Origin of the sequence: Acinetobacter sp. AOR34_HL, assembly GCF_027854795.1 — a bacterium.
Lineage (GTDB): Bacteria > Pseudomonadota > Gammaproteobacteria > Pseudomonadales > Moraxellaceae > Acinetobacter > Acinetobacter junii.
Genome location: NZ_JAKTID010000066.1, coordinates 36,928 through 56,109, shown reverse-complemented (window position 1 = coordinate 56,109; position 19,182 = coordinate 36,928). Strand labels below are relative to the sequence as shown.

The window sequence follows — 19,182 nt, the reverse complement described above, 5'->3', positions numbered from 1 at the left end:
AGGTCGCTTTTTTTGAGCTTTAAGCTACTGATTCAGGAGTGCGCCATAGGCTTTCAAGATCATAAAACTTACGGGCAGTAGGTAACATTACATGTACAACGACATAACCTAGATCGATAAGGATCCATTCAGCATCTCGTTCGCCTTCGACGCCGAGTGGGCGGAAACCTGCTTTACGTGCTTCATCAGCAACATTATCAGCAAGAGCTTTAACATGACGAGTAGACGTGCCGCTTGCGATCACAATTGCATCGGCAACATTACTGATTGAACTTACATCAAGTTCTAAAATATCTTTGGCTTTTACATCTGCAAGGGCTTCATGTACAACTTTTAGACAAGCTTGTACATCTTTATTAGATGGTTGGATTTTTAGGTCGTGAGAATTAGAAGCGCTGGGCGATGGTTCTAAATTCATAGAGGGTATATTTTCCTGACAATTGCTCATTGTCAAATATACCGTTTTTCTCTAAAAAATTCAAATTTTAGCCGTAACAGTTTATGTATTCACATCATTGGAGAAGTACTTTTTTTTCCATCCAAATGATTGATCTGATTGATCTTTTGGTCTGTATTCAGCCCCAATGTAGCCTTTGTAGTCACTCTGAAGTAACCAATCGAAAATAGGCTTGTAAACAATACTACCTGTATCGGGTTCATGTCGATGTGGACAATCTGCAAATTGAATATGTCCAATAAGATCAATATTTTCCTGCAATCCTGCTAGAACATCTTCTCCCATCATTGCCATATGATAGCAATCGTATTGCATTTTAAGCGCAGGGTGGTTCACTGCTTCTAACATTTCTTGGGCTTGAGCAATATTTTGAACGAGAAAGCGGGGCATGTCGGTCCCGTTAATCATTTCAAATACAGGAGTAATACCTTGTTCTGTCAGCATATGGCAGGCAAGTTTTAAGTTGCTTGATAACGTGTTTAGGCAAGGTAAAAGGTCTGCATCCAAAGGTTGCTTACCTGCCAAAATGTTGACACTTGGTACCTTGAGTGCTTTTGCATATTTGATGGCTAATTCAAGTGCGTGATGAAAAGCGATTTCCTGACCTGGCACCCCTGCAAGACCATCACCACCTTGCATAAGATCCCCAGCTGGAACGTTAATTAAGCAAAGTGATAACCCATGTTGTTCAAGCTGAGTTTGAATGTCTAGGATGTCTAATTCGTATGGAAATTGAATTTCAACATGTTGAAAACCATGATTTCGAGCGAGTTCGAATCGTTCTATCAAAGGTACTTCAGTAAAAATCATGGATAAATTGACTGCAAGTCGGCTCATGTTCAATCTCCTTGAATTAATACTTTATTGTTCTATATATTGAATGATAGTCGCTAAATCCTTCTCAGCAAAGCCATTTTCTTGGTGAGCTTGTAACTGTAATAGAGCTTTTTGTGCAACAGGTATTGTTAAGTCAAAACTTTGAGCTAGTTTTAGCGCATTATTTAAATCTTTTGATAAAGTTTGCACTTTCCATTGCACGGGTTCGAATGTATGAGTTGCCATTCGTGGTGCAAGTATTTGAAATGGTTTTGAGTCGGCGAAACCGCCTGCAAGAGCAGGGGCAAGTAGTTGGGTGTCAACACCTGCTTGGTCTGCTAAAGCGACAGCTTCTGCAATCAAGGTGCTATTTGCAGCAACGATTAATTGATTACATATTTTGGTTGCTTGACCAGTGCCAGATGCCCCCATACGAGTGACACGTTGTGATAATACTTGGTATATCGGAGCAAGTTGCTGGATGGTTTGTTCATCTCCACCTGCAAAGATGACCAGTGTCCCTTGTTCAGCGCCTGCAGTCCCACCTGAAACGGGTGAGTCAATCCATGTTAGTTTTTTTTCTTGGGCAGCCCGAGCTAAATTTTGTGTTGCTGAGACAGACAAGCTTGAGAAATCGACAAGAATCTGTCCTGCGGCTAAATGAGGTTGAATTTTGCTGAAAACACTTTCGACGGCAGAGTCATCAGCCAAACAGATTAGAATAACGGGATATTCATTTATTTGTTCTAAGTCGAGTGCAATCGCACCTTGTTGAATGATTGAATCACATGCATGTGGACTTCGATTCCAAACAGCGACTTTATAACCTGCTTGGAGTAATCGGATTGCCATACGCGTTCCCATTAACCCCATTCCTAAGAATGCGATTGGTGTTTGCTGATTAACATGCATGTGAAAATACTCAGATCATAATTACTTGTATTGACGAGGTAAGAATTGAACTTCAGGGTTCTTATCTTTCTTACGAGCGAGGGCACTATTTTTACCTAATAACAGTTTGAGTTGCCATAATTTTTCAAGGCGTAATGCTTTTTCTGGTTGGTGCTCCATGGCGTCGAGCACTCGTTTTGCTGCCATTAATGCATCTGGTGAGCGTTGCAGCATTTCTTGAGCAATCACATGTGCTTTTGCTAAAGGATCTTGATCAAGATGAGTCACTAAACCGATATTTTTTGCATATTCTGCATCAAAGATACGTGCAGTGAGTGTGAGTTCTTTCGCTAAATCAACACCGATCAAACCTTTTAATGAACGTGTTAAACCCATGTCTGGTACTAATCCCCAACGACTTTCCATAATAGACATTTGGGTGTTAGGTGTTGCAATACGAATATCAGCAGCAAGAGCGAGCTGCATTCCTGCACCAAAACAATATCCCTCAATCGCAGCAATGACTGGGATCGGAAGATTTTGCCAAATAAGAAATGCTTTTTGGAATAAGCTTTGCCCTGGCTTGATCAGTTCCCACGCTGCAAATGCCGTATTTTTGGGATTGTTCAGGTCGGATAAGTCAATCCCAGCACTGAAGACATGTGCTTCACCTGTCAAAATGACACAACGAATCGAGCGATCTTTTTCGATTTTTTTTGCAGTGGAAACAAGTTCTTTTAATAATGCAAAACTCATTGCATTACGTTTGTCTGGACGGTTTAGATAAACCGTTGCAATTCCGTTGTTTTTCTCAATACGTAAAAGCGACATTTGCTTAACTCTTATTGTGTGCGATAAGTCAGCATAGCATGAGTCCCAGAGTGGAAACATGACACAACAGTCACGCTAAATGTCATGAGAGTGTAAAACCAGATTAGCAGCTAGCTTGACTTGTTCGATTGCCATGTTAAGTTCATTAAAGCGATGTTTTGTTTCACGAATAAATGCATCATCCGCTTTTCTACGCTCCTTTCGCAGTGTCGAAATAAATTGCTCAAATTCACCAGAAACACGTTGCAGGTTAGGTGTGCCAACATAACGTGTTGCACCATATAAGCGGTGCAAGACATGTTCCAACTGAGGGAAATCTTCAAGTTCGATTAACTGTTGCATTTCTGCTAGTTCAGTATCAAAGCTATCGACTAACATATTGAGTAGGTCTTGAGCGAGATCTTCTTTATTAGCGGCAAGTTGAATGCTTTGTTGCCAATTTAGAATTTGCGGGTCAATCGATTCAACAGGACGTTTCTGCTCATTCACTTGAGTTTGAGAACTAAAATTATTCTTTGTCCAATGGGTAAGGATTTGAATGATTTGTTCCATTTGAATAGGTTTGGTGACGTAATCATTCATACCCACTTTGAGTAGCTTTTGTTTTTCATCCGCTAAAGCGTGTGCTGTAAGAGCAATGATTGGGAGTTGCATACCTGAATCTAAGGTTGATTCTAATGAGCGAATCGCTCTCGTGGTATCTATCCCTGACATCACAGGCATTTGAATGTCCATGAACACAAGATCAAAAGGCGGAAGTTTTTGCTCGATGCGTTCTTGAATCAGGTCAATAGCTTTTTGACCACTCAATGCTTTGGTTGTGGTGACATTTAACTCACCAAGTAAGGCTTCAAGAACTATGAGGTTTGGTAAGTGGTCATCAACGGCTAAAACATGCAACCCTTGACCATTAAAGTCTTCAGGCTCTTGTTCGAAGATCGGTTGGTTGCTCAGGAGCTGTACAAGTTCACGACGACTCAATGGCTGATAAAGTGGTCGAGCGCGGTATTCATTGAGCATATTTGGTTCTAGGCTCATTTGATATCCATACACAGCTAAATTGCCGCTATAACGTTGACGGATTTCTTTGAGCAATGCTTCTGTATCGCCACTGTGATCAACGATCAACCATGTATTATCTTGTTGGCTTAAATGATTTAAGCGACTGAATAGATCCAGAATTGATTGGGTTTCAATATGTGAGACATGATAGTTTTCTAAATATGAACGTAAAACACTTGCTGTTGCAGGGTGGGCGAGATAAGACACCACTTGCAAGTGCTCAAAGTGTGGATGCTCAACATATTCATCTTGCTCTTCAACTTTAAACAGCGCCGTGAACCAAAAGGTTGATCCTTTTTCTGTCGGTGCGCGTTCTTGATTATCCTCGAAGCCGATGTGACCATGCATTAAGTGTACTAATTGTTTGGAAATTGCTAACCCAAGACCTGTACCACCAAATTGGCGTGTGACGGATGCATCACCTTGCGAGAATGATTCAAATAATTTTTTACGATCGGTCCCACTTAGACCAATCCCGCTATCTTGAACACTGAAATGTAGTAAACATTGACCAATTTCATCATCCTCCATTCGAACGCGCACGATGATTTCACCATCGGGGGTGAATTTAATTGCATTTGAGATGAGGTTAGTCAGAATTTGTTTAAAGCGTAATGCATCGCCTACAACGTGTTGTGGGATATTTTCAGCATAGTAGAACGCCATGTTGATATGTTTTTGTGCAGCCAAAGGCGAAAGCATATCCATAACATCAAAAATAGCTTCTTCTAGGTCAAAAGGTGCAGTTTCGAGTTCTAGTTTTCCTGCATCAATTTTAGAAAAGTCCAGTACGTCATTAATGAGTGCCAATAGATGTGCAGATGACTTGCGTATAGTTTGAAGATAAAGGTTTTGTTCATTACTCAAATTTTGTTGGCGGAGTAATAAATGAATAAAACCATCAATACTATTTAGTGGTGTTCTCAGCTCATGGCTGATATTGGCAAGGAAAACAGATTTTGATTGATTTGATGAAATTGCTTGGTCACGTGCCTGACGATAGGTAATGTTTTGGACTTCTAAGGTATCTAAGGTGCGGCGTAAATCTTCTTCTGTCTGTTCAGTATGTTCTTTAAGTTCCAAGAAACTGAAGTGTAGGCGTTTAACAACGTTGGCTATATCTCGCTGCAATAAACGTAGCTCACCAGTACTGTTCACTACAATATGTTGATCTAATGTATCTGCATTTAAGCGTTGCATTTGCATTCGTATTTCATACAGTGGAGCTAACCAACGTCGTGAAAATACATTTAAGCAGAACAATAGAATGAGTAAGGTGATCAGACCTGTTACGACTAGTGATAATAAAATCTTATAGCGAGCCAGTTCTAGAGGATGATTATCGAGCTCAACCATCAACCAAACTGGATTGGTAGCATCACTTTTAATTTTTGTACCGTAAATGCTGTTGTGATTGTGTTGTATTGGTCCAAAAAAATTACTGTTATTTGGGAAAGTTGGCCAGAAACGATTGTTTTGATAGCCGACGCTAAGATAGGTTTGTCCTTGACTATCAATCAAAACGGCTCGTTGTAAGTTCTTCTCATTAAACATCTTTTGCATGATGTTTTGAGCACGATAATATTGATCAGGACGTTCTTGCACCAGTCTCAGTAAATCTGCGGCAGTTTGATGATATCGAGCTAAGATTGCAGAAGCATCTGAACGTTGTTGTTGTTTTGCTGAGTTCGTCGTTTCTGATAAGACCCAAAGAATTCCAACGCTGGTCAATACCGCAATCGGCACTAAAATCAGTGCGATCAACTGTCCGTAAGCATGATTCAGCCGTAAACGCTTTGATAGGGTTTTATTGAAATTTGACATAGTGCGGTCAGATTTATCATTCTGCGAAACATCTTATCATGCTTTGAGAAAAGCGAGGCATTTACCAGCCAATAAAAAGCATATTGAAAAGGTGCAGTATTTTGGTTTTTTTCATACAATAGTCGCCACCTTAATATCGGTGTCGATCATGACGAATACGCAAACTGATTTTTTAGCAGAAGAATTTTTACTGGATTATTATGTCGGTAAAAGCCCCTTGGTGCGTTTACAGCGTTTAGCGAGTCATACTCAAGCCACGGTATTAGCAAAATTAGAAGGCAACAATCCTGCTGGATCAGTGAAAGACCGTCCTGCTTATAACATGATTATCCAAGCTGAAAAGCGTGGAAAAATTAAGCCTGGTGATACTTTGATTGAGGCAACCAGTGGAAACACAGGTATTGCACTTGCGATGGTTGCGGCAATGCGCGGCTATAAAATGAAACTGATCATGCCAAACAATATGAGCCAAGAGCGTAAAGACGCGATGTCTGCGTATGGTGCTGAGTTAATTGAAGTGACTCAGAAACAAGGTATGGAAGGTGCTCGTGATCTCGCGATGCAAATGCAAGCTGAAGGTGAGGGCTTGGTGCTGAACCAGTTTGGTAATCCAGATAACGTGGAAGCACATTATCTCACGACAGGTCCTGAAATTTGGAAACAAACAGGTGGGAAAATCACCCATTTTGTAAGCTCAATGGGAACTACGGGTACCATCATGGGTGTTTCCAAATATTTAAAAGAACAAAATCCTGATATTCAAATTGTAGGCCTACAGCCGTCTGATGGTTCAAGTATTGCTGGAATCCGTCGTTGGCCAGAAGAGTACTTACCAACTATTTTTGATCGTAGTCGAGTTGATCGTATTATAGATATTCCACAAATTGAAGCTGAGCGAACTATGCGTAAGCTCGCTCGCCATGAAGGTATCAGTGCTGGTACATCATCGGGTGGCGCAGTGTGGGCATCTATTAAAATCGCAGAAGAAAATCCTGATGCAGTGATTGTATGTATTATCTGTGATCGCGGTGATCGTTATTTATCAACGGGATTATTCTCCGTACAAGATTAAAATCTCCGCCTAGCCCCTCTCTTTGCAAAAGAGAGGTTGGGAGGGATTGAGCGAGATTCCGATGAACTTACGTTTTCCAATTTTAGTTTTTGATATTGAAACACTGACTGATCTAAAGGCAGGGGCCCATCTTTATCATTTAGATTTACCTGATACTGATGTGGAGCAAGCGCTTACAAAAATTCGTCGTCAAGAATCTGGTATGGATTTTCAGCGACTTCCATTACATGAGATCGTTTGTATTTCAGGATTATGGATTGATGAAAAAGGGTTTCGACTTTTTTCATTTAGTCAGGAAAATAACTCTGAAGCAGAAATGTTGACTAAATTTTTATCAATTTTTGATAAAAAACAGCCTACGTTGATCAGTTGGAATGGTTCGCAGTTTGATTTGCCCGTTATTTTATTTAGGGCGATGTATCATGGTTTATCTGCTCCAAGTTTGTTTGATCAAGGCGAAATTGATAACCAGAAGCGGTATAATAACTACCAAAATCGTTATCACCAGCGTCATGTAGATTTGATGGATGTGATGGCGATGTTTAATGGTCGCAATTTCCAGAAGCTTGATGATATTGCCTGTTTACTTGGCTTCCCAGGCAAGCGTGGTGAATCAGGTTATCATGTACCAGAGTATGTGCGCTCGGCACAGTGGTTGAAACTGACCAGTTATTGCGAAGGCGATGTCTTAAATACATGGTTGGTTTATTTGCGTTGGTTATTGTTGAAAGGTCAATTAAATCAACTTGATCATCAACAGTTGATTCAATCAACTATTGATTATTTACAAACTCAAACGCAACAGACAGAATTTTTACAGGTATGGCAGCAGACATCGCAATATACTGTATTCACCGCAGATACGTTTGCGCAAAAAAATTAGGTTGATCTTTTGAAGCATAAAGCAAAAAAACGTCCCGTTCAGCATCCGATTTACACCTTCGATATTGAAGCTTTTTCGCACGAAGGGCGTGGTATAGCGCACTATGGAACACATCCTGACCATCCTAAAGAAAAGCATGGTAAGAAAGTGTTTATTCGTTATGCTCTGGTGGGTGAGACGGTAAAAGCAAAAATTACCAACCAAACCACACGTTTAGAAGAAGCGGAAATGATCACACTAGAAAGTGATGCTTCGGAGCAACGAGTTGTACCTGTGTGCGCACATTTTGGTGTGTGTGGTGGATGTAGTTTGCAACATATTCATCCAGATCAACAGATAGTGTTAAAGCAAAATGTATTGAAGTCACATTTAGAACATTTTGCCGGTTTACAACCAGAAGAATGGTTAGCTCCAATTCGTTCGGTCAAAACAGATTATCGTCGCCGTGCTCGCATTGGCGTGCGATATATTCCAAAACAAAATCGACTAGTGATGGGGTTTCGAGAGCATCACAGCAACCATTTGACTGATATACAGCAATGCAAAGTCTTAGATCAGGTTTTGTCAGATTCGTTGGTAGAACTAAAAACTTTACTCGAAAGTCTAACAGGCAAAGCCCACATCGGTCATATAGAATTGGCGATGGGTGATGATGAGGTCGCGTTATTAATTCGTCACTTGGATGAATTAAATGTGTCGGATGTCAACCAATTGCGTCAATTTACGTTACTCAAGGGATGGCAGTTATACTTTCAACCAAAAGGTATAGACAGTTTGCATCGAGTTGACGATGAACATGCACCTATGCGTTTACATTATAGTCTTGAGGATTTTAAGGTGAAGTTTGCATTTTCGCCTTTAGATTTTACTCAAGTGAATAGCCATGTGAATGCGCGTATGGTTCAGTTGGCATGTGAATTGCTTGATTTGAAAGAGGGTGAGCGAGTACTTGATCTGTTTTGTGGGTTAGGTAATTTCTCTTTACCTTTAGCACGCTGTGTGGGTGAAACGGGTCGAGTCATCGGTGTTGAAGCAAGTGATGAGATGGTTGAACGAGCAACTGAAAATGCGCAAGCAAATTATTTGACTCAAGCCAGCTTCTTTTCACAAGATTTAACAAAAGACTTTTCGCATCATTCTTGGGCAAAGCAAGGATTTGATGCATTATTAATTGATCCTCCACGATCAGGTGCTTATGAGGTTATGCAATACGTACCTAATTTTGGAGCGAAAAGAATCGTTTATGTTTCATGTAATCCTTCGACACTGGCAAGGGATGCAGGTGTACTGGCACAATATGGCTATCAACTTAAAAAAGCGGCAGTGATGGACATGTTTACCCATACTGAACATGTTGAGTCAATTGCCTTATTTGAAAAAATTGAACAGCTTGAAAAGACCCAAGAGATAAACGATTAGAAAATGAGTTACATATCCAGAGGAGAATGGTATGGTCACAGTACGTGAGCAGTTACCTGGACGACTTCACGAGTTGTCAGAGGAAACGACTGTAGAACATGCCGCTGAAGCGCAAAGTGGTCTAGTCTCATGGTTAGATCGAGTGCGCGATATCTTGGGTGGGGCAGAGTTAAAGCAACTACAAAAAGTTGCGCAACTTACCTTAGAAAAAGAGTTAGAAACAACGGTGAATCATCGTAGCAATACCTTTAGTACAGGTATTGGTATGGCGGATATTTTGGCACACTTACATGTTGATGAAGTTACGCTTTCGGCAGCTGTCTTATATCGTAGTGTACGTGAAGGTCTGATTACTTTAGAAGATATTCAACAACAATTTGGAGAGCAAGTGTTGAGCCTTGTAAAAGGTACGCTTGCAATGGGTAAGCTCTCTGAGTTGATCGAAAAAAATAAACGTTTAGAAGATCATTTTAATAATAATCAGCGCGAACACCTGAGTGGTATTTATAAAATGCTGATCTCAGTGACGGAAGACGTTCGTGTTGTACTAATTAAGCTTGCTGAGCGTACTTATGCCTTACGTGAATTGGCGACTGCAAGTAAAGAGCGTCAAGAGCGTGTCGCACGAGAAATTCTAACGATTTATTCGCCTTTAGCGCATCGTCTAGGGATTGCTCAACTCAAGTGGGAACTTGAAGATCTTGCATTCCGATATTTAGCGCCAGAGCGATACAAAGAAATTGCTTCTTTGTTGAATGAAAAGCGTTTAGAGCGCGAACAATATATCCAATTCGTGATTGATAAACTCAAAACTGAATTGGCAGAGCATGATATCCAAGCTGAAATTAGTGGTCGAGTAAAACACATTTATTCGATTTATCGCAAAATGAAAAGCAAGAACCTTAGCTTTGATCAGTTATATGATATTCGTGCTGTTCGAGTTTTAGTTAAGGGAGTTCCTGACTGCTATCACGCTTTGGGTATTGTGCATCAGTTGTGGCGTCATATTCCAAATCAGTTTGATGATTATGTAACCAACCCTAAGGCAAATGGCTATCGCTCTTTGCATACGGCTGTGATTGCTGAGAATAAATCGCTTGAAGTACAAATCCGTACGTTTGAAATGCACAATGAGGCAGAATTAGGCGTATGTTCGCACTTTAACTATAAAGAAGGGGCGAAGAATACCGATCATTCATTTAATGATCGTTTACACTCTTTACGTGCAGTGCTTGAACATTACCAAGAACGTACTGAAACAACACCACATGCCGAAGATGATGAGTCTAATGGTATTGATCATATTCAAGATTTTGAAAATTTTGAAAAGATTTATGTGTTCAGTCGTGATGGGGATATTAAAGAATTACCCCGTGGTTCGACGGTTTTAGATTTTGCTTACCATGTGCACACTGAAGTCGGTAACAAGTGTTATGCTGCACGTGTTAACCAGCGTTATGTTCCACTTACTTATACCTTGAAAACAGGTGAGCAAGTTGAAATTTTAACGAAGAAAGATCGTGAACCTAATCGTGATTGGTTGGTGAATTCTTTAGGTTATATTAAAACCGCTCGAGCAAGAGATAAGTTACGTCACTGGTTTAGACAGCAAGATCGTAGTAAAAATATTGAAGTTGGACGTGAGTTACTCAATAAAGAGTTGGCGCGTTTAGCGATTCATCCAAAGAGTATTGATCTAAAAGATTATTCATCACATTTCAATTTGAAATCTGGTGATGATATTTTAGTGGCTTTGGTGAGTGGTGATATCAGTCTACATGCATTGATTAATCAAGTTAATCGTCAAATGCATCTAGATCAAGATGAGCCTGAATTAGTGCTGAAACCAGCATTGAATCCACGTGCAAGCCATACTTTATCTGCGCATGGGATTTTGATTGATGGTTTGGATAACGTAGAACTGCATATTGCACAGTGCTGTCAACCTGTTCATGGTGAGTCAATTGGTGGTTATATCACTTTAAATCGTGGTGTAAGTATCCATAAAGTGGCTTGTCCTGATTATATTCGTATGACGACTCAAGAGACTGAACGAGCAGTTGAGGCGGATTGGGAAATGCAGCCAACACGAGGGCAGAGTGTTCAAATCGTGGTGGAAGCGTATGATCGCCGTGGTTTACTGAAAGATCTCACACAGGTGATTTTCTCAGACCAAATTAATATTCGTCAGGTCAATACGATTTCTGAGGCAGATGGTATCGCCAATATGAAACTCTTGATTGAAGTTAAAGGTTTGGCGCAATTGTCTCGGTTATTAGCTCGTTTGGAGCAACAACCAGGGATTATTAGCGCTAGGCGTTTGGTTCAAGGAAGCTAAATTAATAAAAAGCTGCATGTAAATGCAGCTTTTTTTGTATTAGCGCTTCGATAAGAAAATATTGGTGAGTCGATTTAAAAATTGTGGGCTTATACTCGACAATTGATACATCAGTTTGGTTTTGATGCCTACAGGCGTATGTGTCGGAATTAAAGTATGATCTTTTTGTTGTGCCAAATGTAATACTTGTTTGGCAACATCAGCAGGGGTTAAATCAACGCCGATATTTTGAATACTACCTGCATCCATATTCTTCACCATATTGGTTTGAACGAATAAAGGCATGACATCAAGTACACGAATATTGTACTTTTGCCATTCGACATCTAATGCTTCAGTTAAACCACGAACGGCAAATTTACTTGCGGAATATGAGGCTAAATCCGCTTGACCATAAATTGCTGAAGCAGAGGATAAATTGATAACACGAGCAAATCTTGCCTGTTGCAAATGATTTAAAGCCGTATGACAGCCATTAATAATGCCTTTGACATTGATATCAATGGTGCGATGGTGTGATTGGATATCTGTTTTTTCAAATGGTCCAGAATACAAAATTCCCGCATTATTGACTAAAATATTGAGTTCACCAGCCCAGTTTCTAAACTCTTGTAAGGCGATTTGCCATTGACGGTAATTGCTGACATCGAGGTAACCAGCCTTAGCATTCTCACCTAACTCAGTGGCTAATTGCTCAGCAAGTTCTTGGTTAATGTCATAAATTCCAACTTTATAGCCATTCTTATGGAATAAACGTGCGATTTCAGCGCCAATTCCTTGTGCAGCACCACTGATAAAAACACTAGCTTGCATTGCTGTCCTTTATATTGATATTTCTTGAGTGGGTGTATATTACGCACAAGCGGCTTTATGCTGCAACAATTTAGCGGTTTAGGTTTGAGGAGGTCATCATGGAAAAATTATTAGAGATCATGCAGGAATTAAGACAAAAATGTCCATGGGATCAACAACAAACACCTGAAAGTTTAACGCGTTATGCAATTGAAGAAGCTTATGAGGTTGAAGCTGCCATACGTGAGGGCAATATTGATGAGATTCGAAATGAATTGGGTGATTTGCTGTTGCAAGTGGTGTTTCAATCACAAATGTTTAGTGAGAAAGGGATATTTGATTTTAACGATGTGGTAGATGCAATCAGTGAAAAGTTGATACGTCGTCATCCACATGTTTTCCAAGCAGATCAGTTTAAAGATTTGAGTTCAGACCAAGTAAGTGAATTATGGAAGCAAATTAAGCTACAAGAAAAAAAAGATAAAAGTGTATCTAGATTAGATGAAATCAAACATGCTCCAGCCTTGGTTCAAGCACAAGAGGTTCAAAAGAAAGCAGCGCAACTTGGTTTTGATTTTGAAACGGTGACTGATGCTTATGCGAAATTAGAAGAAGAGTTGGGAGAGTTGCAACAAGCAATTAGAAATCAAAAAAATGATGAAATACAAGAAGAATTCGGAGACTGCCTATTTTCTTTGATCAACGTTGGTCGTAAACTTGGACAGTCGAGTGAGATGGCATTGTTGGCAACAATTTATAAATTTAGAAGCCGCTTTGCTTATATTGAACAACAAGCACAACGACAAAATAAAGACTTGCAAGAAATGAGTTTAGCAGAAATCGATGAACTCTGGGAGCAAGCAAAACGACAATTAAATACTGAGGGGAAAACACATGATTTTGTCGCAGCCACGCAGCAGACATAATCTATTTATACTGATTTTACTATGGGTTGGGTGTTATACAAGTGGTTATGCGCAGCAATTTGATCAATCTTATGAAAAGTGGAAAGCTCAACAGCAAGCGCGTGACCAGCAGTTAGCTAAACAGCCCAACAATAGTTACTATTTATCAAGACCTAGTCAGCAAAACACCAAACAATATTCATCTTCTGTAAATATTCAGTCAGATAAAATTAGTTTGAATCAGGCAAATCTAGAACAGTTACAAACTTTGAATGGAGTGGGACAGAAAAAAGCTCAAGCAATCATTGAATACCGCCAAAAGAAGGGTGGTTTTAAAACAATAGATGAATTAATGAATGTAAAAGGAATCGGGCCAAAACTGCTTGAGAAGAATAAAGCAAAGCTCATACTTTAAGATTCAATAGGGAAAAAGTCGCTAATCTGAGCAATTGATCTGTTGAAACTTCAACAGAATAAATTGCCCTTTGTGTGTGTTAGAGCTATGATTAGCGACAAAATGTTATTTACGTCCTGACGTAGGAGACAGTGTCTTTTGCAAACTTTGCGCGCGTCAAAATGTGGTTTGTCCACAACTCAACTACCACCTTCAATTCTTGATGTAATTGATAGCCTCACTAAAGCAGGTTATGAAGCTTATATCGTCGGTGGTGGTGTTCGCGATATGATGCTTGGTCTTAATCCTAAGGATTTTGACGCAGTTACCAATGCTACACCAGCTCAAGTTAAAGAGGTTTTTGGTCGACGTTGCCGTATTATTGGTCGACGATTTGAGCTTGCACATGTTTATTCTGGTCGAGAATTAATTGAAGTTGCGACCTTTCGCGCACCGCCTAAAAAAGCAGTAACCAGTGCTTCTGGTATGATCTTACGAGATAATAACTGGGGAACGATTGAGCAGGACTTTGCTCGCCGTGATTTCTCAATTAACACTTTATATTATCAACCACGTAAAGCCATCGTTCTAGATTTTTGTCATGCAGTTGATGACATTAAAACACGTACATTACGATTTCTTGGGGAACCAGCTCAGCGTTTCGAAGAAGATCCTGTAAGAATGCTACGTGCCTTGCGTTTTGCTGCAAAATTAAATTTTCAAATTGATTCTTCGATCTTAGATGTATTTAATCCTGAGATGACGCAATTGTTGCGTGATGTCTCTCCGCATCGTTTATATGATGAATCTCAAAAATTATTTACGATGGGACACCTGAACCGTGTTCTACCGATGTTGATTGAGTTTGGTGTTTGGAAGCAATTGTTTGCTGAAATTCCACCGAACATCACTGCTTTTATTGAGCGTGCAGCTAGAAATACAGATCAGCGTATTCAAATTGGCAAAACTATTAATCCTGCATTTTTCTATGCGGTATTGTTATGGAAACCTTTTTTAGAGCGATGTGATTTTTATTTAAATAAAGGGAGGGTTCCTGCAGAGGCTCGTGCACAAGCAGGTTTGGATGTTTTAAAACGTCAAGCGACTCGAACTATTATTCCTCGTTTTGCTGAAACTTTTATTCGTGAAGTTTGGGAAATGCAGACACGTTTGCTCAATCCAAAACCGCAACAAATAGAAGCCCTAGCAGGACATGCACGTTTTCGCGCAGGATTTGATTTCTTATTGCTTCGTGAGAAGTCTGGTGACACAAGCACAAATGGTATGGGTGTTTGGTGGGAAAACTACCAAGAGATGTCGATTGATCAAAAAGAAGCGGTCATTCGTCAATATAATCGCCAACGTACAAAATCAAGACGTAAGCTTGCTGAAGTTGATGATGTAAAGACTACTGAAATTGAACCTTTGGTGAATGTACCTGAACCTAAAAATCGACGTGCTAAAAAAGAGCGTGTTAGAACAGATGATTCGGTCAATCGTTTTATTGAGAAAGCTTCAACTGATTCAAATTTAATTCATGCTGATCATCCGATTTTGAAACGTAAACGTGTAAAACGTGATTTAGCAGAAGTTGTTTTTGGACCGACGCAATGACGATTCGTACTTATATTGGTTTAGGTTCAAACTTAGGTGACTCAAAACACATTCTTGCAGAAGCAGTTTTGAAATTATCAAGTTTGGGTACTGTTCAAGTCTCTAAACTATATCAAAGTCCACCGATGGGACCGCAAGATCAGCCTCATTATCTGAATGCTGTGGTTCAGTTAGATACAGAATTGTCGCCACTAGATTTGCTTGATCAATTGCAACAGTTTGAGAAAGATGCTGGACGTATTCGTTTGCGTCATTGGGGAGAGCGGACTCTTGATCTGGATTTACTGATTTATGGACAAGAGCAGATACACAATGAGCGTTTGACCGTGCCACATGTTGGTGTGTTGGAGCGTGATTTTGTCGTGATTCCATTATTAGATTTAGATGATCATTTACAAATAAATGGTCATTCTTTAAGAGATTTAGAACTTTTACAGCAAGCAAATTTGACTGTAATCGCAGATCAATCTTGGGCAAATGCTTAAGATTTGTCTGTTCTGGAAATGCCTGTAGAGGACACCATCATGATTAGTCTAAGTGACTTAAGAAAGTTTAAAGCCGAAGGACGCAAGTTTTCATGTCTAACTTGTTACGATGCAAGTATGGCTAAAGCAATGGAACTGGCTGAAATCGATACGATTTTAATCGGTGATTCTCTAGGAATGGCGATACAAGGACGGGACTCAACCCTTCCTGTAACAGTAGAAGATATGGCTTACCATACTGCTGCTGTTCGTCGCGGTAATTCGCATGCTTTGATCATGACTGATTTGCCATTTATGAGTTATGCGACACTTGAAGATGGTTTGAAAAGTGCAAAAGCTGTGATGCAAGTTGGCGCGCAGATGGTCAAGATCGAAGGTGGTGCATGGTTAAGTGAATTGGTTCAAGTGCTTACACGTAATGGTATTCCTGTTTGTGTACATTTGGGTTTAACACCTCAGTCTGTACATGTTTTTGGCGGTTATAAACTACAGGCGAGAACACGTGAAGCAGCTGATCAATTGATTGCAGACTGCCAAGCTGTAGTTGATGCTGGCGCAGCAGTTTTATTGCTTGAATGCGTACCAGCACAACTCGGTAAAGAAATTGCTGAATTATTTCCAAACACACCTGTGATTGGGATTGGTGCAGGTAATCAAACCGATGGTCAAGTGTTGGTTGTACAGGATATGCTTGGGCTAACATTTGGGCGTGTTGCACGTTTTGTACGTAACTTTATGAAAGAACAATCAGGTGAAACAGCAATCCTAGATGCCTTTAAAGCCTATCATGCTGCTGTACAAGATCAGTCTTTCCCAGCTAAAGAACATACTTTCCAAGTTGAGCTGTAATTCATGAAAACAGAAACAACAATTCAAGGCTTAACTGCGTCTCTTTCACCTGCACGTGCTGCAAAAAAAATGATTGGTTTCGTACCAACCATGGGAAATTTGCATGAAGGTCATTTGACCTTAGTTCGTGAGGCAAAGAAGATTTGCGATGTCGTTGTCGTAAGTATTTTTGTTAATCCAATCCAGTTTGGTGCTGGAGAAGATTTTGATAGTTATCCGCGTACACTAGAACAAGACAGTCGTTTATTGGCTGATGTTGGTTGCGATATTATTTTTGCACCTTCTGTTGAACAAATGTATGGTTCACAGCCACGTTTAACTAACATTAGTGTTGGTCAGATTACTGACGATTTATGTGGTAAATCACGTCCAGGACATTTTGATGGTGTTGCGGTTGTCGTTACTAAATTATTTAATATTGTTCAGCCAGATTATGCATTTTTTGGGCAAAAAGACTATCAGCAACTTGCTGTTATCCGTCAATTAGTTCAAGACTTGAATATTCCGCTTGAAGTGATTGGGGTGCCAATTGTTCGCGCTCAAGATGGTTTGGCTTTAAGCTCTCGTAATGGTTATTTAACTGAAGAGCAACGTGCAACAGCACCAAAGATTTATCAGCTATTGAAACAAGCTGAGCAAGATCTCCATGAAGGTAAAGCCTTGTCAGCGGTTTTGGCTACAATCTCGGATCAGTTGACTCAAGCAGGTTTTGTTGTAGATTATGTCGAGGCTCGACAGCCAAATTTACAGCCAATTGAACAGTTTACTCAAAACTTAGTACTGTTTGTTGCTGCAAAACTTGGCTCGACACGATTGATTGATAATTTACAAGTCGAATATAAAACATAAAACTATAAAAGGGCAAAATGCCATGAAGCGTATTCTTATCGTTACAGGTCAGTCAGGCTCAGGGAAATCTTCAGCATTACAAGTGCTTGAAGATCTCGGCTATTATTGTATAGATAACTTACCCTTGGCATTATTGCCTGAGATTGTGGCAAAACTAGATCATGAGAATAATTTGGAGCAACTTGCCTTAGGTGTTGATATCCGAAGCACTCGTGCAGATATGCAAGAGTTCGATCATGTCTTCGAGCAGTTAAAAAGACATGGTTCGGTTGATGTTATTTATCTGACGACTCAAGATCAAGACTTGATAGCGCGTTTCAGTGCATCACGACGACCACATCCTTTAGCGAGCCGTTTTAATAGTCTGTTGCAATGTATCCAAGAAGAAAAGCAACTGCTTATTCCGATACAATTTCGCTCTACAGTTCATATTGATACCACAGATAAAAGTGTTCATGATTTAAAACATATCTTACTGTCAAAATTAGGTCAGTCAGATAATTTGATTGTGATCTTGCAATCTTTTGGTTATAAGCACGGAATTCCTTTAGATGCTGATTATGTATTTGACGTAAGACATTTACCAAACCCGCATTGGGATTTAGAATTACGCCGTCTGTCTGGCTTAGATGAGCCAGTCCGTCAATTTTTAGAAAGTAATCAGCAAACCAATGAGATGTTTGCTGATATTTATGCTTTTCTTGAAAAGTGGTTGCCTGCCTTTGCTGAAGGGCATCGCCATTACATGACCATATCCGTGGGTTGTACTGGTGGGCAACATCGTTCCGTTTATATTGTGGATAGACTCAAAAAGGCTCTTGAGGCAAAATGGGCTGTCCAAATTTTACATAGAGAAATGAAGCACTGGTCATGATAGACACAACGATTGATGTAATTAATAAACTCGGCTTACATGCACGTGCTTCTGGTAAACTCATCGAAGTCACCACAAAGTTTCGCTCTTCTATTCAGATTGGGAAAGGCGATAAATTGGTTGATGCAAAGAATATTATGTCATTGTTGATGTTAGGTGCAGGTAAAGGCACGACTTTAAGATTAGTGATAGACGGTGCTGATGAAGATAAAGCACTGGAAGAAATTCAAACGCTGTTCGCAGCAAAATTTTATGAGGCAGAGTAATAGTGGCACGTGGTACCCAGCGTTATACCGATGAGGATTTTGAATCATTAGAGGGACGTGCGAGTAGAACCGAACAGAAAAAAGCTGTGCAACGTATGGCAGCTTTAGGTGAGCAATTGGCTCAATTAAATGTAAAACAGATTCAAAAACTTCCTGTTGATGAGCGTTTGATTGATGCGTTGCTTGAAGTGCAAAAGATTAGCTCTTTTGAAGCACGTCGTCGCCAGTTTCAGCGAATCGGTAAACTCTTGCGTAATGAAGATGAAAGTACCATTTTGTCTTATCTTACCCCTCAACAAGGCGCTAAAAAGCAAATGCAATTGATGCGTTGGGTTGATCGTATGATTGATCAAGGTGACCCAATCATCAATGAATTTAGTAAGGTTTTTAATGCTTCGGAAAGACACACTTTACGCCAACATGTTCTGCGTATTCATCGCGATATTAAGCAGCAAGTGAGTGAAGAAGAACTTGAGGAATCAAAGCGTAAATTTGTGAATTATGTCCAGCAAGTAGCACTATTATCGGATCAAGGTTAATTCAAAAAAAGAAGTTTCAAAT

Annotated in this window: 19 protein-coding genes; 13 read left to right on the top strand and 6 right to left on the bottom strand. The window is 39.9% G+C overall.

Translation table 11 applies throughout. The annotated features are described in order from the left end of the window. Positions 1-19 precede the first annotated feature (19 nt). The 5 genes from rsfS to MKL32_RS11260 all read right to left on the bottom strand — a co-directional run bounded on the left by rsfS (position 20) and on the right by MKL32_RS11260 (position 5,881). Entirely contained in the window at positions 20-418 is a 399-nt protein-coding gene (gene rsfS, locus MKL32_RS11280) for a ribosome silencing factor (RefSeq protein WP_004906669.1), read from the bottom strand. 81 nt (positions 419-499) lie between these two features. Beyond that, the gene (locus tag MKL32_RS11275) at positions 500-1,294 is read right to left on the bottom strand and encodes a hydroxypyruvate isomerase family protein (protein WP_042891691.1); all 795 of its coding nucleotides are present in this window, start codon (positions 1,292-1,294) and stop codon (positions 500-502) included. A gap of 24 nt (positions 1,295-1,318) precedes the next feature. Next, a complete protein-coding gene (locus tag MKL32_RS11270) occupies positions 1,319-2,185 on the bottom strand; it encodes an NAD(P)-dependent oxidoreductase (protein ID WP_204378893.1) in 867 nt (288 codons plus the stop codon). A gap of 21 nt (positions 2,186-2,206) precedes the next feature. Further along, the gene (locus tag MKL32_RS11265) at positions 2,207-2,995 is read right to left on the bottom strand and encodes a crotonase/enoyl-CoA hydratase family protein (protein ID WP_004906675.1); all 789 of its coding nucleotides are present in this window, start codon (positions 2,993-2,995) and stop codon (positions 2,207-2,209) included. Between the two features lie 75 nt (positions 2,996-3,070). Next, positions 3,071-5,881: a GacS-like sensor histidine kinase gene (locus MKL32_RS11260; protein WP_005403719.1), complete on the bottom strand. Its 2,811-nt coding sequence runs from the start codon at positions 5,879-5,881 to the stop codon at positions 3,071-3,073. A 148-nt stretch (positions 5,882-6,029) separates the two neighbouring features. On the opposite strand from MKL32_RS11260, the gene cysM reads away from it, so the two are divergent. The 4 genes from cysM (at position 6,030) to MKL32_RS11240 (ending at position 11,593) form a co-directional block, all read left to right on the top strand. Continuing rightward, positions 6,030-6,953 (top strand): cysteine synthase CysM, encoded by a 924-nt coding sequence (gene cysM / locus MKL32_RS11255; protein WP_204378892.1) that lies wholly within the window; start codon positions 6,030-6,032, stop codon positions 6,951-6,953. 61 nt (positions 6,954-7,014) lie between these two features. After that, complete coding sequence (locus MKL32_RS11250; protein WP_004906686.1) at positions 7,015-7,836, top strand: 3'-5' exonuclease; 822 nt, start codon at positions 7,015-7,017, stop codon at positions 7,834-7,836. 9 nt (positions 7,837-7,845) lie between these two features. After that, positions 7,846-9,255: a 23S rRNA (uracil(1939)-C(5))-methyltransferase RlmD gene (rlmD, locus tag MKL32_RS11245; RefSeq protein WP_204378891.1), complete on the top strand. Its 1,410-nt coding sequence runs from the start codon at positions 7,846-7,848 to the stop codon at positions 9,253-9,255. 31 nt (positions 9,256-9,286) lie between these two features. After that, positions 9,287-11,593: a RelA/SpoT family protein gene (locus MKL32_RS11240; protein ID WP_270900544.1), complete on the top strand. Its 2,307-nt coding sequence runs from the start codon at positions 9,287-9,289 to the stop codon at positions 11,591-11,593. 39 nt (positions 11,594-11,632) lie between these two features. Here the strand turns inward: MKL32_RS11240 and MKL32_RS11235 are convergent, their stop codons facing one another. Further along, the gene (locus MKL32_RS11235; RefSeq protein ID WP_125272170.1) at positions 11,633-12,406 is read right to left on the bottom strand and encodes an SDR family oxidoreductase; all 774 of its coding nucleotides are present in this window, start codon (positions 12,404-12,406) and stop codon (positions 11,633-11,635) included. A gap of 98 nt (positions 12,407-12,504) precedes the next feature. Between MKL32_RS11235 and mazG the strand changes: the two genes are divergently transcribed. The 9 genes from mazG to yjgA all read left to right on the top strand — a co-directional run bounded on the left by mazG (position 12,505) and on the right by yjgA (position 19,160). Beyond that, positions 12,505-13,311 (top strand): nucleoside triphosphate pyrophosphohydrolase, encoded by an 807-nt coding sequence (mazG, locus tag MKL32_RS11230; RefSeq protein ID WP_270900543.1) that lies wholly within the window; start codon positions 12,505-12,507, stop codon positions 13,309-13,311. Then, entirely contained in the window at positions 13,280-13,705 is a 426-nt protein-coding gene (locus tag MKL32_RS11225; protein WP_039908929.1) for a ComEA family DNA-binding protein, read from the top strand. The genes mazG and MKL32_RS11225 overlap by 32 nt, the downstream gene beginning before the upstream one ends. 138 nt (positions 13,706-13,843) lie before the next feature. Next, positions 13,844-15,298 carry a polynucleotide adenylyltransferase PcnB gene (pcnB, locus tag MKL32_RS11220; protein ID WP_005403725.1) on the top strand — a complete coding sequence of 485 codons (1,455 nt, stop codon included), beginning with the start codon at positions 13,844-13,846 and terminating at the stop codon, positions 15,296-15,298. Then, positions 15,295-15,783 (top strand): 2-amino-4-hydroxy-6-hydroxymethyldihydropteridine diphosphokinase, encoded by a 489-nt coding sequence (gene folK / locus MKL32_RS11215; RefSeq protein ID WP_004960709.1) that lies wholly within the window; start codon positions 15,295-15,297, stop codon positions 15,781-15,783. The genes pcnB and folK overlap by 4 nt, the downstream gene beginning before the upstream one ends. A gap of 39 nt (positions 15,784-15,822) precedes the next feature. Next, complete coding sequence (gene panB / locus MKL32_RS11210; protein WP_004906704.1) at positions 15,823-16,632, top strand: 3-methyl-2-oxobutanoate hydroxymethyltransferase; 810 nt, start codon at positions 15,823-15,825, stop codon at positions 16,630-16,632. A gap of 3 nt (positions 16,633-16,635) precedes the next feature. Then, positions 16,636-17,481 (top strand): pantoate--beta-alanine ligase, encoded by an 846-nt coding sequence (panC, locus tag MKL32_RS11205; RefSeq protein WP_005403727.1) that lies wholly within the window; start codon positions 16,636-16,638, stop codon positions 17,479-17,481. A gap of 22 nt (positions 17,482-17,503) precedes the next feature. Then, on the top strand, positions 17,504-18,355 hold the full coding sequence (gene rapZ, locus MKL32_RS11200; RefSeq protein WP_004906708.1) for an RNase adapter RapZ: 852 nt from the start codon (positions 17,504-17,506) through the stop codon (positions 18,353-18,355). Next, the gene (locus MKL32_RS11195; RefSeq protein ID WP_004637957.1) at positions 18,352-18,621 is read left to right on the top strand and encodes an HPr family phosphocarrier protein; all 270 of its coding nucleotides are present in this window, start codon (positions 18,352-18,354) and stop codon (positions 18,619-18,621) included. The genes rapZ and MKL32_RS11195 overlap by 4 nt, the downstream gene beginning before the upstream one ends. Before the next feature lie 2 nt (positions 18,622-18,623). After that, on the top strand, positions 18,624-19,160 hold the full coding sequence (gene yjgA / locus MKL32_RS11190) for a ribosome biogenesis factor YjgA (protein ID WP_005403728.1): 537 nt from the start codon (positions 18,624-18,626) through the stop codon (positions 19,158-19,160). Positions 19,161-19,182 lie beyond the last annotated feature (22 nt).